Raw genomic sequence first — 14,865 nt, 5'->3', positions numbered from 1 at the left:
GTGCACCCTGAAGTCTCCGCTGATCTGGACGCCCTGAACACCACCCTCACCACGGTCGAGAAGGTGGTGGATCCGGACGAGCTCCGGAGCCGGATCTCCGAGCTGGAGATGCAGGCCTCCGACCCGGAGCTGTGGAACGACCAGGACCACGCTCAGCAGGTCACCAGCCGTCTCTCGCGGGCCCAGTCCGAACTGCGCCGCGTCACCGATCTGCGCAGCCGCCTCGACGACCTGCCCGTGCTGTACGAGCTGGTCGAGATGGAAGAGGGCGACGCCCAGGCGCAGGCTCAGGCCGATGCGGACGCCGAGCGCGCCCAGCTGCGCAAGGAGATCGAGGCGCTGGAGGTCACCACCATGCTCGCCGGCGAGTACGACTCGCGCGAGGCCGTGGTCAACATCCGTTCGGGCGCCGGCGGCGTCGATGCCGCGGACTGGGCGCAGATGCTGATGCGCATGTACATCCGCTGGGCCGAGCAGCACGACTACTCCGTCGAGGTCTACGACACCAGCTACGCCGAGGAGGCGGGCATCAAGTCGGCCACCTTCGTCGTGCACGCCCCGTACATGTACGGCACGCTGTCGGTGGAGCAGGGCACGCATCGCTTGGTGCGGATCAGCCCGTTCGACAACCAGGGCCGCCGGCAGACGTCCTTCGCCGAGGTCGAGGTGCTGCCGGTGGTGGAGCAGACCGACCACATCGACATCGACGAGAACGAAGTGAAGGTCGACGTCTACCGTTCGTCCGGTCCTGGCGGACAGTCGGTGAACACCACCGACTCGGCGGTGCGCCTGACGCACATCCCGACGGGCATCGTCGTCACCTGCCAGAACGAGAAGAGTCAGCTCCAGAACAAGGCCTCGGCCATGCGCGTGCTCGCGGCCAAGCTGCTCGAGCGCAAGCGCCAGGAGGAGCGGGCGCAGATGGATGCGCTCAAGAGCGACACCGGCGCCAGCTGGGGCAACCAGATGCGCTCGTACGTGCTGCACCCGTACCAGATGGTCAAGGACCTGCGCACCGGCGTCGAGGGCAACAATCCGTCGGCCGTCCTGGACGGTGATCTGGACGAGTTCATCGAGGCCGGCATCCGATGGCGGATGAACGACGACGATGACGCCTGACCAGATCCTCGCCGCCGGCTCCGACGGCATCGTCTATCTCACCGAGCGGATCGGACTGCCCGGGTGGACCAACGCCTGGGAGAAGTGGTTCGCCACGTCCGGGCTGAACATCGTGCTGTGGATCATCGCGGGCATCCTGGTGATCCGCTTCGTCCGGTGGATGGGGAACCGATACGACCTGCGGGCCAGCCACCGGTTCGACAACTCCGATGCGATCGTGCAATCCGAGGACGCCAAGCATCAGCGGGCGCTGGTCGACGTCGTGGTGTGGACGCTCATCGCGCTGATCGTGGTGGTGGTCCTGCTGCACGTCTTGACCGTGTTCGGGATCCAGTTCAGCACCCTGGTCGGCCCGTCGGCGGTGGTCGGCGCGGCCCTCGGTTTCGGTGCACAGCGCATCGTCCAGGACGTCCTCGCGGGCTTCTTCGTGGTCGCCGAGCGACAGTACGGCTACGGCGACGTGGTGCGGCTGACCGTGACCGGCACGTCCATCGCCGAGGGCACCGTCGAGGACGTCACCCTGCGCGTGACCCGGCTGCGGACCAGCGACGGCGAGATGATCACGGTCCCCAACGGCCAGATCATCAAGGTGAACAACCTCTCGCGCGAGTGGGCGCGCGCCGTCGTCGACGTGCCGGTGCCCGCCGACGCCGACATCACCCAGGTCACCGAGACGCTGACCGCGGTCGGCAAGGCCTTCTACCGCGACCCGAAGTGGAACCGTCTGCTGCTGGACGCGCCGGAGCCGTTGGGCGTGACCAATCTGGAACTGGACTCGGTGACCGTGCGCATGGTCGCGCGCACCCTGCCGGGCAAGCAGTTCGACGTGAGCCGTGCGCTCCGCGTGCGGATCGTGGCGGCGCTGGCGCGCAGCGGCATCACGGTCGCCGCCAAGGTGCCCGCGCCGGCCGGGGACGAAGGGGGCGAAGGATGACCGACGGGGAGGCGCCGCAGAACGGACCGGCGAACGGCGACGACGGCCGGCCCGATCCCCGGCCCGCCGGTCCGGCGCATCGGCGCAAGCCCGAGACCGCGCAGATTCCGCCGTCGATGGCGCTGACGCCGGAGGCCGAACTGCTCGACACCGACCAGCTGGAGGCGATCGAGGCCAAGAAGGAGGCCGCCGAGCCGGATCCGCCGACGGTGATGAAGTGGTGGAGCCGGTTCAATCACATCTACCGGACGCATGTGCGGACGACGACGGTGATCCTGGTCTTGCTGTTCTTCGTCGGCCTGGCGATGTACGGGTGGACCACCAGCTACTACGGCGAGGCCCCGACGCCCCCGGCGTACACCAGGCCGGCGGAGCCGACTACCGAGCACACCCCGGCGCCCACCTCGCACGAGACCTCCGAGCCGAGTGAGCCGTCCGGCAGCGACGAGACCGGAACGCAGTCCTCGCCCACGACGACGCACTGGTACGACCGTCTTCCGGGACGCGGCACCACGCCGACTACCCAGACGCCGTCGCCCCAGGAGGAGACCGAGAGCCCGACCGGGAGCGTGCCCGCGCAGTAGCTCGTCGCGCGCCTGAGCGACGCTCTCAGCCGTCGTCGTTAGACTGCACGCTGTGATCAAGCTGTCCGACGTGACGATGCAATACCCGAAGTCCACCCGGCCCGCGTTGTCCGACCTGACGCTCGAACTCGACAAGGGTGAGTTCGCGTTCCTCATCGGGCCGTCCGGGTCCGGCAAGTCGACGTTCTTCCGGCTGCTGCTCAAAGAAGACAAGCCGACCTCCGGCGACGTGTGGGTCAACGACTTCCACGTGAACAAGCTCCGCAGCCGGCAGGTGCCGAAGCTCCGGCAGTCGATCGGCTGCGTGTTCCAGGATTTCCGGCTGCTGCAGCAGAAGACGGTCGCCGACAACGTGGCCTTCGCGCTGGAGGTGATCGGCAAGCCGGCGTCGACCATCCGGGAGTCGGTACCCGAGGTGCTCGAGTACGTGGGGCTGGCCGGCAAGTCCGACCGGATGCCCAACGAGTTGTCCGGCGGCGAGATGCAGCGCGTGGCGATCGCGCGGGCGATCGTGAACCGGCCGGCGGTGCTGCTGGCCGACGAGCCGACGGGCAACCTGGACCCGGACACCTCCGAGGAGATCGTCGAGGTGCTCGACCGCGTCCATCGCCGGGGCACCACGGTGGTCATGGCCACGCACGACAGGCACATCGTCGACGCCATGCGCCGGCGCGTGCTCGAGTTCGCCGACGGCAGACTCGTGCGCAACGACGAGTACGGCGTCTACGGATAGGGAGGCGACGAACATGCGCGCACACTTCATTCTCAGCGAGGTCCTCAACGGCTTCCGCCGCAACCTCACGATGACTCTGGCCATGATCCTGACCACCGCGGTGACCCTCGGCATGCTCGGCGGCGGCCTGCTGGTGATCCAGATGGCCGACAAGAGCCAGAAGATCTTCCTCGACCGGGTCGAGATGCAGTTCTTCCTCAACGACGACGTCACCGCCGCCGACGCGAACTGCACGGCCGATCCGTGCGCGTCGACCAAGCGCGAGATCGAGGCCGAGCCGGGCGTCGCGACGGTGACCTACATCAGCAAGCAGCAGGCCTTCGAGCGGGCCAAGGCGGCATGGGAGGAGAGTTCGCCCGAACTCGCCGAGTTCATCCGGCCCGATCCGTACCAGGCCGCGCTGCGCGTGCGGGTCGACGACCCCGAGCGGTTCGGCGCGATCCTGGACAAGTTCGCCCGGGCCCCCGGCGTCGACGGCGTGCTCGACCAGCGAGACTTGGTCAAACGGATCTTCAGTGTGCTCGACGGCGCCCGCAACGCCGCCTTCGCGATCGCTGCGGTGCTTGCGGTGGCTGCGATCCTGTTGATCGCCAACACCGTTCAGATCGCCGCGTACACGCGGCGTACGGAGGTGTCGATCATGCGGCTGGTGGGCGCCACCCGCTGGTACACCCAGCTGCCGTTTCTGTTGGAGGCGGTGATCGCCGCGGTGGTCGGTGCGGCCCTGGCCGTGGGCGGTCTGTTCCTGGCGAAGATATTCTTCTTCGACAAAGCGCTCGAGGACCTCTACGGTGTGAACATCTTGGCGCGCATCACCGCGGCCGACGTCTGGTTCGTCTCGCCGTGGCTGCTGCTGACCGGCGTCGTCCTGGCGGGCGTCACCGCCTACGGCACCCTGCGCGTCTACGTCCGGGAATGAGTCATCACCTCGAGTAAGGAGTTCACGGTGCCCAGGGAGAAGGGCCGGTCGGCGGTGATCGCCACCAACCGGAAGGCGCGGCACAACTACACGATCCTCGACACTTACGAGTGCGGGATCGTGCTGCAGGGCACCGAGGTCAAAGCGCTGCGGGAGGGTAAGGCCTCGCTGGTCGACGCGTTCGCGACGATCGAGAACGGCGAGGTCTGGCTGCACGCGCTGCACATCGCCGAGTACGGGCACGGGTCGTGGACCAACCATCCGGTGCGCCGCAAGCGGAAGCTGCTGCTGCACCGCCGGGAGATCGATCAGTTGACCGGCAAGGTGCAGGACGGGAACCTCACGCTGGTGCCGCTGCAGATGTACTTCAGCGACGGCTACGCCAAGGTGGAGTTGGCCCTGGCCAAGGGCAAGCAGGCGCACGACAAGCGGCGCGACATCGCCGAGCGGACCGCCAAGCGCGAGGTGGAGCGGGAGCTCGGACGGCGCGTCAAGGGGATGTGACGAGTGCCGCGTCCGCTTCGGTCCGCTCCGCTGATCGCGATGGTCGCGGCGCTGCTGGCGCTGACCGGCTGCGCCCCGGCCGCGGAGGAGCCGCAGCAGGCGCCGCCGCCCACGCTCGGCTTCCTGGTCGGGTACGCGGGGGAGTGTTCGGGTCCCGGCGGTGAGATCACCGTCGATTCGATCCGGTCGCAGGCCGACGAACTCGTCCGCACGCGACTGCGCGAAGCCGGTTACACGACGCTTTTGGTGCCGTGCGACGAGCCGGTGCCCGCCGTCGACGATGCGGAGCTCCGGCGGTACCTGGACGAGCGGGGTCTGCGCGTCGAACGCGTGCGGGTCGACGACGCTCGCGTCGCGAGCGCGATCGCCGGAGGGACGCCCGCCCATGCGCTGCGCTCGGCGATCTCCCGGCGCATCATGCTCGCCGAGTCGCTGGTGTTCAGCGGCGAGATCGCTCGGCTCCCGTCCGCTTCTCTGGAGCTGATCGCCGACCGGCAGGCGATCGAGCTGGCACGCGACGACCGCCGTGTTCCCGGCGCGCCGGTCGGCGGCGACGAGCAGGTCTACTCGCGGGCGATCGGGGAGTCGGGCCTGCTCGTATCGTTGAGCCGGGGCGGACCGGAGTCGTCGCCGGAGGTCTCGGTGGCGATCGCCGACCTCAACCTCGCCGGGGACGATTCGGTCCCGGCCACCGACGTCTGGACCGGACGGCGCATCCACTCGGTCGACGGCCGGCTCGCGGTGACCCTGTCACCCGGCGACACCGCGCTGCTGCGCATCGGCTGACTCGCGGTCCGCGGGACCCGCGGTTCGTCTCCGGCGTGCCGGCGGCACCGCTTCCGGCCCGGCGTCAAGAAGACCGGGATGATTTCCGGAGTCGAACGCGTTACCATAGGTAGTCCGCCAAAGCGGCGGGCACTACCTCGGGGCTGATCGGTTTCGACTACGTACATCGAGGTAGGGGAAGCGTGTCGGTGCAGGCTGGAGACCACCGTAAGCGTCGCAGCAACCAATTAAGCGCCGATTCCAATCAGCGCGACTACGCTCTCGCTGCCTGATCAGCGAGGCTAGTCTGTCGGCCCGGGTTTTCGTTCCCGAACCCGGATGCCGGCATCAGCTAGGGAACTCACCGTCGTTCGCCGGTCGCGGGCGGAGGCGGGACAACCCACAGCGACTGGGATCGTCATCTCGGCTTGTTCGTGAGACCGGGAGATCCGAGTAGAGACACAGCGGACTGCACACGGAGAAGCCCTACCGACGTGACGGAGGACCCGGGTTCAATTCCCGGCAGCTCCACCACTGGTGAGGTTCGAACCCCCGGCATTCGTGCCGGGGGTTCGACCTTTCTCGGCGTTCGGTCTACGCGCGGAAGGCCGGGTGGATCCACCGCGTGCTCGCGTCGCGGTCGTGGCTGGGCACGATGTGAATTCCGGGCGGCAGGGCGTGGATGCGGTGGATCGTCGCGAACGCGGCGGTCCGGTCGGAGTCGGCCAGCATGCCGGGAAAGGGCGCCTTCTGCCGGATCTCGGTCACCTGGCGGGTGTGCCAGACGGCATCGCCGACCAGGAGCACCCGCGAGCCGTCGTCGAGCGCGAGCAGGACGCCGACGCTGCCCGGCGTGTGTCCGGCCATGTCGACCAGGACGACGCCGCCGTCACCGAACAGGTCGTGGCTGCGCTCGAAAGTGAGGACCGGCGGACCGTCGAGCTCGTAGGGCGTCAAGTCCCGCCCGGCGAGCGGACGCACGGGGAGGTTGATGCCGCGTCCGCCGCCGGCGGTGGCCCAGCTGTGCTCGGCGCGGCTGATGTGCAGCGGCGTCTCGCCGGGGAGTTCCAGAACGCCCGAGATGTGGTCCCAGTGCAGATGCGTGGGGAGGACGAAGTCGATGTCTCCGGTGCTCAGTCCGGTCTGCCCCAAGGCGTCCGCGAGCCCGAGGACCGATCGCCGAGGGCGGCGTCGCGGCGGTGGCGGTGGAACCGTTGGCGCGGCGGCTCGGCGTGACCAAGGGCAGCTTCTACGCGCACTTCGGCAATCGCGCGGAGCTGGTGCAACGGGCGCTCGACTACTGGGTCGAGGCACACGTCGGCGGTGAGCTGACGGCCCTGGCCGAGATCGCCGATCCCGCGCAGCGCCTGCGGCGCATCGTCGACACCGCCTTCCGGTTCGCGCACCGCGATGCGCCGTCCGCCCAGATCAGCCTCCTCGGGGAGCTGGGGGACGCGCGAGTGCGGGACGCGGTCACCCGCGTCAACACCGCCCGAACGGCGGTGATCGCCGCGACGTATCGCGAGCTGGGCCTCGGTGCGGACGAAGCGAAACGCCGCGCACAGCTGGTGTATTCGACGTACCTCGGTGCGCTGCAGCTCAGCCGCAGCGATCCCGACCACCGAGCGGCCGGCGCCGCGCTGGACGCGCTGATCGAGGACGCGCTGCGTCTCTACCTGCCGTACTAGTGTCCCGTGTCGAAAGTTCTTTCGCGGTATGCCGGGGCCCGATGAACGTCTGGCGGCGTTGTCCTCGGTCAGGATACCTGCCGGTATCCCTCCCTCGTCCGCCTTGCCGGCCGCCCATCGGACTCCCGGCAACCATCGAGAAACTTCCGACACGGGACACTAGTGTCACGGGACACCAGTACAGGTGGGCCCGTGAGGTCGCCCGTCCGGCGGCGGCGGTCGCCGACGGGTCAGCAGCGGGCAGGGTCAGCGGCGGACAGGGTCAGCGGCGGGCAGGGTCAGCGGCGGGCAGGCCGGTCGCGGGCGAACCAGCCCAGCACGCACAGGAACAGGATCCCGGCGATGCCGATCCCGAGGGTCCAGGGAGAAGACCACAGGCTCTTGCTCGGCGGCGGCTCGGCGGCGGTCGGCCACTCACCCGGCAGCAGCTGCGGATTCGCGATCTCCTCGCCGGACTCCTGTGCCGGATTCGTGAAGGCGCTGGTGCCGACGGTGAACGACGTCGTGGTCTCGTTGCCGGTGCGGTCGGTGGTCAGCCGGACGGTGTAGTCGCCGATCTCCTGATCGAAGTTCGACATCATCAGGATCGTCGCGTTGCCGTCCTTATCCGCGGTCACGAACGGCTGTGCGCTGAACTCGCCGGGACCCTCGACGGCGACGGCGTAGCGGTCGCCCGGCTGTGCGCCGGTGATCTTGATGCGGGCCGTCTCGGCCTGCTCGATCTTCGGGTGCTCGATCTCGACCGTCGTCCGGTCCGAGGGGTCGAAGGAGATCGGCGTCCAGGCGTCGTTGGTGCGATTCGCGGCGGTCGGCTCGACCGGGTAGGCCGCGATGAAGCAGCCCACCTCCAGGCACTTGACGTCCTTGATCATCGGGGCCACGGTCACGCGCGCGGTGAACTTGCCGGCCGCGTCTGCGGTGACCGTCACCGGTTCGCGGTGCAGCGCCGGGCGGCCGTTCGCCGGCCGGGCGACGGTCTGTGCGACATGCAGCCGACTGCCCCGCGCGAAACCGGTGCCGGTCACTGTGACCTCGTCGCCGCGCTGCAGGTCGCGCTGCGGCACGACGGTGAGCGTGGGCTCGCCCTGGAAGGAGATCGGCGCCGACGCCCGCTGCCCGGGGTTGAGCAGGGCGTGCGGGGCGGCGGTGACGGCGGTGACGAAGCAGCGGGTCTCGGCGCAGTCGACGGCGGCGAACCGCTGCTTAACAGTGATCTTGGCGGTGAACGAGCCGGTGCGGTCGGTGGTGACCGCCTTGCGGCCTGTGTGCGCCACCGGGACGCCGGTTCGGGGCAGGGTGACGGTCTCCATCACGAAGAGTCTGGTGCTGCGGGCGAACCCGGTGCCGGTGACGGTCACCACGTCGTCGGTCGCGAGGTCGGTCGCCGGCGTCACCGTGAGCTTCGGTCCGGCCGTCGGCTCGGCGGACGCGGCGCCGGATGCGAAGCCCGTCGTGAGCGTGAGGATCGCGAAGGCCGCGGCGAGGAGCAACGGGAGGAGTCGACGGACGGTGCCACGGGTGCCCGGTGGGCGCATCTAGATCTCCTCGGTGACTCGACGATGCAACAACGAACAGGATAGGCGCCGGCGGCGCCCTGTCCGCCCGCCCCCGGGGTTTGTGGCATGAAATGGGGGACACCGGGCGCGAATCAGCCTCAGCGGGGCTCCACGGCGGCGCGGAGCCCGCGGCGACCTTAGACGAGGCGCGTCCCGAGGGGGCGCATCGCGTCGGAGAAGAGACGAGTCCCCTCCCGCGCACAGGGCGAGGGAGGGGACTCGGTCGGGAGAACCGCGACTCAGGCGGTTCCGGAGAACACGTGGAGCAGTGCTTCGAGCACGCCCGGGTTGTCCTGGAGCAAGGTCCACAACTGCTGATCGAACATTGGTGAGGTTCCTCTCGTCATCTGTTCGGACTATCCCACTGTAACCAGATCAGAGGACCTGGATAGTGCCGGTCCTCACATCGCCCCTCCGGAGGACGCCGGATGTCCCGCCCTCCGATCCGTCTGAACTGCGAAGAACGGCGCAGCTGGCCGTTTCCTGAGAATTCCGGCCGCGGTGCCGGACTCACAACTCGAGCGCATTGACCACGTCGTAGAGGCCGTCGGCGTAGTGCTGCCGCACGCGCTTTTTGTCGAACTTGCCGACTGAGGTCTTGGGGACCTCTTCGCCGAACGACCAGCGCTCGGGGATCTGCCAACGCGGGATCCGATCCTCCAGCCAGGCGCGGATGGTCGGCACGTCGAGAGCGGCGCCCTCACGCAGCACCGTGAGCACGAACGGCCGCTCGTCCCACTTGGCGTCCGGGACGCCGATCACCGTGCACTCGAGGATGTCCGGGTGCCCGGCGATCGTGTTCTCCAGGTCCACCGAGCTGATCCACTCGCCGCCGGTCTTGATGATGTCCTTGGTGCGATCGACGATGGTCATGAACCCGTCCGGGCTGATGGTGGCGACGTCGCCGGTGCGCAGCCAGCCGTCGTGGAACTTCGACGGATCGGAGACGTTCCCCTCGGGTGAGTAGTATGCGCCGGTGATCCACGGCCCGCGGACTTCGAGTTCGCCGCTGGTCTCGCCGTCGTTCGGCAGCACGTTCCCGTCCGGGTCGACGATCCGGCCGTCGACCGCCGCCGGAAAGCGGCCCTGCGTGATCCGGTAGGTGAAGGCCGTCTCGGGATCGTCGACTCCGGCCGGCGGGTGTGCGACGCTGCCCAGCGGCGAGGTCTCGGTCATGCCCCAGGCGTGGATGATCGGCGCGCCGTACTCGTCGAACTTGCGCATCATCGCTTCCGGCACCGCCGAGCCGCCGACCACCACGGCCCGCAGATGCGAGATGTCCTGCGGCTGCGCGTCGAGCATTGCGGCGACTCCCGACCAGATGGTCGGCACCGCCGCAGTCATCGTCGGCCTCGCCTGTCTCATGATCGCCAGCAGGGGTTCGGGCTGCAGGAACCGGTCGGGGTGGATCAGGCTGGCGCCCGCCATCATCGCCGCGTACGGCATGCCCCAGCTCATCGCGTGGAACATCGGCACGATCACCAGGGCGGTGTCGGAGTTCGCCAGGGCCATGCCGGAGGTGGAGGTCACCTGGAAGGAGTGCAGATAGATCGACCGGTGCGAGTAGACGACGCCCTTGGGATCGCCGGTGGTGCCGGAGGTGTAGCACATGGCTGCGGCGGTCCGCTCGTCCAGCTCGGGCCACTCGTAGTGCGTGGGCTTGCCGTCGAGCAGCTCGTCCCAGGCGTGGACGGTCACGCCGTCCGGCGCGGTGAACGCGTCCTTCGGGCCGTTCACGACGACGACGTGCTTCAGCGACGGCGTCTGCGGCGCATAGTTCTGCAGCAGCGGGGCCACGCTGGCGTCGACGAACACGACCTTGTCCTCGGCGTGGTTCATGATGTAGATCGCCTGCTCCGGCGAGAGCCGCAGGTTCAGCGTGTGCAGGACCGCGCCCATCGCCGGGACCGCCGCGTAGAGCGTCTGATGTTCGTTGTTGTTCCACATGAAGGTGGCGACGCGGTCGCCCAGTGAGACGCCGAGTTCGCCGAGCGCGTGCGCGACCCGCGCGGCCTGGTCGCCGATCTCGCCGAAGGTGGCGGTGCGCAGTTCCGAACCCGTCCACGTGCTGACCGTCGCTTCGGGAAAGAACGTGCGGCTGTGCTCGAGCAGACTGCTGATGGTCAGCGAACCGTCTTGCATCGTCGACTGGATCATGGGCGGCGGTCTCCTTCGTCAGGTGTGAGGTGAATGCGAATTCCATCCTGACAGTGCGGCACGCCACAGCGGGCGATATCGTCCTAGTCGGCGTTCCCGGGACACTGCGCCCGGGAACCGCACAGGCGGTGAGGAGAGGTTGCGATGACGGTGCTGGACGCATTTCGGCTCGACGGCAGGGTCGCCGTGGTCACCGGCGCCTCCAGCGGACTGGGCGTGGGCTTCGCGAAAGCACTCGCCGAGGCGGGCGCCGACGTGGTGCTGGCCGCGCGCCGCGCCGACCGGCTCGCCGAGACCGCGGAGGCGGTGCGCGAGCGAGGTCGCCGGGCGCTGGCAGTGGCGTGCGACGTGACCGACCCGGACGCCTGCACCGCGGTGGTCGAGGCCGCACTGACCGAGTTCGGGAAGGTCGACGTCCTGGTGAACAACGCCGGCATCGGGACCTCGGTTCCCGCGACCCGGGAGACGCCCGACGAGTTCCGACGGGTGATCGACGTCAACCTGAACGGCACCTACTTCATGGCGCAGGCGTGCGGCCGCGTGATGCAGCCCGGGTCGTCGATCGTCAACATCGCCAGCATCCTCGGCCTCACCAGCGTGCTGATGCCGCAGGCGGCGTACAGCGCGAGCAAGTCCGCGGTGATCGGTCTGACCCGCGACCTCGCCCAGCAGTGGACACCGCGCAAAGGCGTCCGGGTCAACGCGCTGGCGCCCGGCTACTTCGAGTCCGAGATGACCGCAGAGTTCGCGGACGGGGTCCTCGACGAGTACGCGGTGCCCCGGACCCTGTTCGGCAGGCTCGGCAAGGCCGGGGAGTTGGACCCGGCGCTCATCTTTCTCGCGAGCGACGCCAGCAGTTACCTGACCGGGGTCACCCTCCCCGTCGACGGCGGAACCCTGGTGACCTGACGGTCGGCTACTGGGTCGAGTAGTCGTAGAACCCGCGGCCCGAGGCGAGGCCGAGGTAGCCCTTGTCGATGTACTCGGACTTGAGCCAGGCGGCGAGCTTCTGCTGCTCGGCGTCCCCGGCCATCATGATGTTGTACGGCGTGGTGAGCCCGATGATGTCGTAGATCTGAAACGGGCCGAGCGGCGCACCGGTGGCGATCCGCCACACCTCGTCCACCGACGTCGGGTCGGCGTAATCGCCAGCGGCGAGTTCGGCGGCGGCGTTCAGGAACGGGACCAGCAGCGAGTTCAGCACGTAGCCGGCCTTCTCCTTGTGCATCGGGATGGGCACCATCCCGATCTGCTTCGCCGCGTCGACCGCGGCGTCGAAGGTCTCCTTGCTGGTCTGCGGGGTGCCCATGATCTCGCAGGTGTTGAACTGCCAGACCCGATTGGCGAAGTGCATGGCGACGAAGCGGTCCGGGCGACCGGTGGACGGCGCGATGTCGCTGGGCAGCAGGGTGGAGGAGTTGGTGGCGAAGATGGTCGACGCCGGTGCGAGCTGGTTCAGCTTCGTGAAGGTGTCTTCTTTGATCTTCAGGACTTCCGGGATCGCCTCGATCACCAGGTCCGCGTGACCGGCCGCCTCGGCGAGGTCGGAGGTGAAACTCAGGCGGCCCAGCGCACCGTCGACGTCGTCGCGGGTGGCGCCCGGGACCTGGTCGAGGTAGGTCTGGGCCAGTTCGGCGGCGTGTGCCTTCGCGTTCTCCAGGATGTCGTCGTTCAGGTCGTAGGCGATGACCGTCTTGCCCTTGAAGGCGGACTGGAAGGCGATCTGCGAGCCGAGGACGCCGGTGCCGAGCACGGTGATGCGATTGATTTCTCCCATGTGCCGGACGCTATCCGACGGCGGGTGAGGTCGCCGGGAATCGGGGCCGAAGGTCCCTGGTCCACCGCGTCAGGCGACCCGGACGCCCTTGGGGAGTTTCCCGGCGGGGATCCGGAGTCGTCGTGCGGCGACGGCGAAGCCGATCAGCCCGAGGATCAGAGTGAAGGCGAGTCCGAGGTACCAGAGATGTCCTGCGTAGCGGTCCTTCTCCAGGTAGTCGTCGCCGTGTGGCGAGTACGGAGCCGCGCATCGGGCCGCGGTGATCTCCGGGCCGTTCCGCACCGACGAGATCTCGTGGGCGACATGGGCCGGCACGCTGGTGGACTGGTAGCGAGCGAGGCTCGTATCCGTGAACCGCAGGCCCCATCCGTACGTCGTCGGCGGAGTACCGGCTGCGAGGGTGTCGGCGACGATCAGCACCGGGTTCGGCGCCAGCAGCCACCAGATCCGCTCGGTGTGGGTGAACTTCCGCCTCTGTTCGCGGTCGACGCAGTCGCCCTGGTACTCCGGGTCCGCATCCGCCTTCACCCGGTCCCACTGACGGTCCGCGGCGACGACGGTGTGCTCCTGTTCGACCGACGGCAGGGCCAGCCCGAACGCGGCCGGGAGCCCGATCAGCAACAGGAGCACTGTCGCGAGAGTGAGCATGGTCGACGCCGTCGGGCGCGTCGAAAGCGACGACCATCCGAGGCCGATCGCGCAGTAGCTGCCGAGCAGCAGGGCCGTCACCACGATCGCCAGGATCGAGAAGCCGACCGAACTGGCCGCCGTCGCGATTCCCCAGATCAGGTAGGGCGAGGCGATCAGGAAGAACACGAGCGTGGCGATCCAGGCGCCGAGGAACTTGCCGAGCGCGAGCTGGGTTCCGGTGATCGGCGTCGCCTGCACCACGGCCAGCGTCGCGTCGCGACGGTCGCCGTTGATCGTCGCCGCACTGATCGCCGGTGCACCGATCATGCCGATGAAGAGCACGGCCCCGAGCACCACGGTGAGCAGTTCGCGGGTCCACGCGTGGTAGGCACCGCCGGTGTGATCGTCCAGCGTCGCCAGGTAGAGGGATCCGAACACAATCGCGGTGATCAGCAGGAACAGCGCCAGCGCCGTCCATTTCCAGCGCGTCGAGCGGATGCGCTGGCGGAGCTCGAGAACGGTGATCACGCGGACGTTGGTGGCGGCCTGCGCGAAGGAACGGTCCGGGGCGGCCGGGACTCGTCGGTCGGGGGAGTCGAGGGTCATGTCAGGTCCGATCCGCGTGCATGTCGAGGTAGGCCTGTTCGAGCCCGGCGGAGATCCGGGTGAACTCGGCGACCGGCTGGCCGGCGGCGATCGCCCGGGCGAGGTAGGCGGCCGCGGCGGCGTCGTCGTCGAGGTCGATGACGGTGGCCGTGGACTCGGGCTGACCGGCCAGGCGGAGGCGCCAGCGGATGGCGGTGGGGCCTGCGGGCCGAGTGCGGCCGCCGGTCATCAGCACCACGTCGTCGACCATCTCGTCCAGTTCGGTGAGGATGTGGCTGGAGATCAGGATCGCGGCGCCGGCGTCGGCGACGGCCCGGAGCTGGTCGCGGAGCTCGACGCGGGAGCGCGGGTCCATACCGGAGGCGGGCTCGTCCAGGAACAGGAACCGTGGACGGTTGACCAGTGCGCGGGCCAGACCGAGGCGCTGCTTCTGGCCGCGCGAGAGCTCGCTGGCCGGGCGCGCTGCGTGATCGGTCAGGTGGACCATGGCCAGCAGTTCGTCGGCGCGGGAGGCAGCCGCGGCGGCGCCGGCCCCGTAGAGCCGGGCGAAGGTCACCAGGATCTCGCGCGGAGTCAGCGAGTCCCAGGTCCCGAAGACGTCGGGCATCCAGCCGGACTGGGCGCGCAGGGTTCGCTCGTCGGCGGCGCGACCGTCGACGGTCAGCGTCCCGCTGTCGGGGCGGAGGAGTCCGGCGAGCATCAGCAGGAGAGTGGTCTTGCCCGCGCCGTTGGGGCCGACGAGTCCGGTGATGCGGCCCGGAGTCAGGCCCAGATCCGCCTCGGCCACTGCCGGATGCCTGCCGAACGAGCGCGCCAAGCCGGTCGCTACGAGGGTCATGCGACAGAGATTACGTGCGGCGGCACCGAAACGGGGACGTCGGCGCCGGTGCTCG

At 69.0% G+C, this 14,865-nt stretch carries 15 protein-coding genes and 1 other RNA gene; 10 read left to right on the top strand and 6 right to left on the bottom strand.

Features of this window, described 5'->3' with window-relative positions:
• The 8 genes from prfB to ssrA all read left to right on the top strand — a co-directional run bounded on the left by prfB (nucleotide 1) and on the right by ssrA (nucleotide 6,092).
• Complete coding sequence (gene prfB, locus C6V83_RS15225; RefSeq protein ID WP_105943104.1) at nucleotides 1-1,119, top strand: peptide chain release factor 2; 1,119 nt, start codon at nucleotides 1-3, stop codon at nucleotides 1,117-1,119.
• A complete protein-coding gene (locus tag C6V83_RS15220; protein ID WP_105943103.1) occupies nucleotides 1,109-2,053 on the top strand; it encodes a mechanosensitive ion channel family protein in 945 nt (314 codons plus the stop codon). Before prfB ends, C6V83_RS15220 begins: the two co-directional genes overlap by 11 nt.
• A complete protein-coding gene (locus tag C6V83_RS15215) occupies nucleotides 2,050-2,637 on the top strand; it encodes a hypothetical protein (protein WP_105943102.1) in 588 nt (195 codons plus the stop codon). The genes C6V83_RS15220 and C6V83_RS15215 overlap by 4 nt, the downstream gene beginning before the upstream one ends.
• Before the next feature lie 52 nt (nucleotides 2,638-2,689).
• Nucleotides 2,690-3,370: a cell division ATP-binding protein FtsE gene (gene ftsE, locus C6V83_RS15210; protein WP_105943101.1), complete on the top strand. Its 681-nt coding sequence runs from the start codon at nucleotides 2,690-2,692 to the stop codon at nucleotides 3,368-3,370.
• A gap of 13 nt (nucleotides 3,371-3,383) precedes the next feature.
• Nucleotides 3,384-4,289, top strand: coding sequence for a permease-like cell division protein FtsX (ftsX, locus tag C6V83_RS15205; RefSeq protein WP_105943100.1), 906 nt, complete (start codon nucleotides 3,384-3,386; stop codon nucleotides 4,287-4,289).
• A gap of 27 nt (nucleotides 4,290-4,316) precedes the next feature.
• Entirely contained in the window at nucleotides 4,317-4,793 is a 477-nt protein-coding gene (gene smpB / locus C6V83_RS15200; RefSeq protein ID WP_105943099.1) for an SsrA-binding protein SmpB, read from the top strand.
• Between the two features lie 3 nt (nucleotides 4,794-4,796).
• Complete coding sequence (locus tag C6V83_RS15195; protein WP_105943098.1) at nucleotides 4,797-5,579, top strand: hypothetical protein; 783 nt, start codon at nucleotides 4,797-4,799, stop codon at nucleotides 5,577-5,579.
• A gap of 139 nt (nucleotides 5,580-5,718) precedes the next feature.
• Nucleotides 5,719-6,092, top strand: a transfer-messenger RNA (tmRNA) gene (gene ssrA / locus C6V83_RS15190).
• A 60-nt stretch (nucleotides 6,093-6,152) separates the two neighbouring features.
• Here ssrA and C6V83_RS15185 read toward each other — a convergent pair.
• Nucleotides 6,153-6,710: an MBL fold metallo-hydrolase gene (locus C6V83_RS15185; RefSeq protein WP_234353764.1), complete on the bottom strand. Its 558-nt coding sequence runs from the start codon at nucleotides 6,708-6,710 to the stop codon at nucleotides 6,153-6,155.
• A 23-nt stretch (nucleotides 6,711-6,733) separates the two neighbouring features.
• Here C6V83_RS15185 and C6V83_RS18395 point away from each other — a divergent pair, with 23 nt between their 5' ends.
• Nucleotides 6,734-7,246, top strand: coding sequence for a TetR/AcrR family transcriptional regulator (locus C6V83_RS18395; protein ID WP_407646285.1), 513 nt, complete (start codon nucleotides 6,734-6,736; stop codon nucleotides 7,244-7,246).
• A 278-nt stretch (nucleotides 7,247-7,524) separates the two neighbouring features.
• Here C6V83_RS18395 and C6V83_RS15175 read toward each other — a convergent pair whose 3' ends face one another.
• Together C6V83_RS15175 and C6V83_RS15170 are read right to left on the bottom strand one after the other, a co-directional pair.
• Complete coding sequence (locus C6V83_RS15175; RefSeq protein ID WP_105943095.1) at nucleotides 7,525-8,781, bottom strand: neocarzinostatin apoprotein domain-containing protein; 1,257 nt, start codon at nucleotides 8,779-8,781, stop codon at nucleotides 7,525-7,527.
• A 531-nt stretch (nucleotides 8,782-9,312) separates the two neighbouring features.
• Nucleotides 9,313-10,959, bottom strand: coding sequence for a long-chain fatty acid--CoA ligase (locus C6V83_RS15170; RefSeq protein ID WP_105943094.1), 1,647 nt, complete (start codon nucleotides 10,957-10,959; stop codon nucleotides 9,313-9,315).
• Between the two features lie 144 nt (nucleotides 10,960-11,103).
• On the opposite strand from C6V83_RS15170, the gene C6V83_RS15165 reads away from it, so the two are divergent.
• Nucleotides 11,104-11,868: an SDR family NAD(P)-dependent oxidoreductase gene (locus C6V83_RS15165; protein ID WP_105943093.1), complete on the top strand. Its 765-nt coding sequence runs from the start codon at nucleotides 11,104-11,106 to the stop codon at nucleotides 11,866-11,868.
• Nucleotides 11,869-11,875: 7 nt separating this feature from the next.
• Here the strand turns inward: C6V83_RS15165 and C6V83_RS15160 are convergent, their stop codons facing one another.
• The 3 genes from C6V83_RS15160 to C6V83_RS15150 all read right to left on the bottom strand — a co-directional run bounded on the left by C6V83_RS15160 (nucleotide 11,876) and on the right by C6V83_RS15150 (nucleotide 14,810).
• Nucleotides 11,876-12,736 (bottom strand): 3-hydroxyacyl-CoA dehydrogenase, encoded by an 861-nt coding sequence (locus tag C6V83_RS15160; protein ID WP_105943092.1) that lies wholly within the window; start codon nucleotides 12,734-12,736, stop codon nucleotides 11,876-11,878.
• A 69-nt stretch (nucleotides 12,737-12,805) separates the two neighbouring features.
• Nucleotides 12,806-13,972, bottom strand: coding sequence for an ABC transporter permease (locus C6V83_RS15155; RefSeq protein ID WP_105943091.1), 1,167 nt, complete (start codon nucleotides 13,970-13,972; stop codon nucleotides 12,806-12,808).
• 1 nt (nucleotide 13,973) lies between these two features.
• The gene (locus C6V83_RS15150; protein ID WP_105943090.1) at nucleotides 13,974-14,810 is read right to left on the bottom strand and encodes an ABC transporter ATP-binding protein; all 837 of its coding nucleotides are present in this window, start codon (nucleotides 14,808-14,810) and stop codon (nucleotides 13,974-13,976) included.
• Nucleotides 14,811-14,865: the final 55 nt, after the last annotated feature.

This window comes from Gordonia iterans (genome assembly GCF_002993285.1).
Classification (GTDB): Bacteria; Actinomycetota; Actinomycetes; order Mycobacteriales; family Mycobacteriaceae; genus Gordonia; species Gordonia iterans.
Note: the sequence above shows the minus strand (reverse complement) of the source record. Positions and strands in the feature narration are given on the sequence as shown.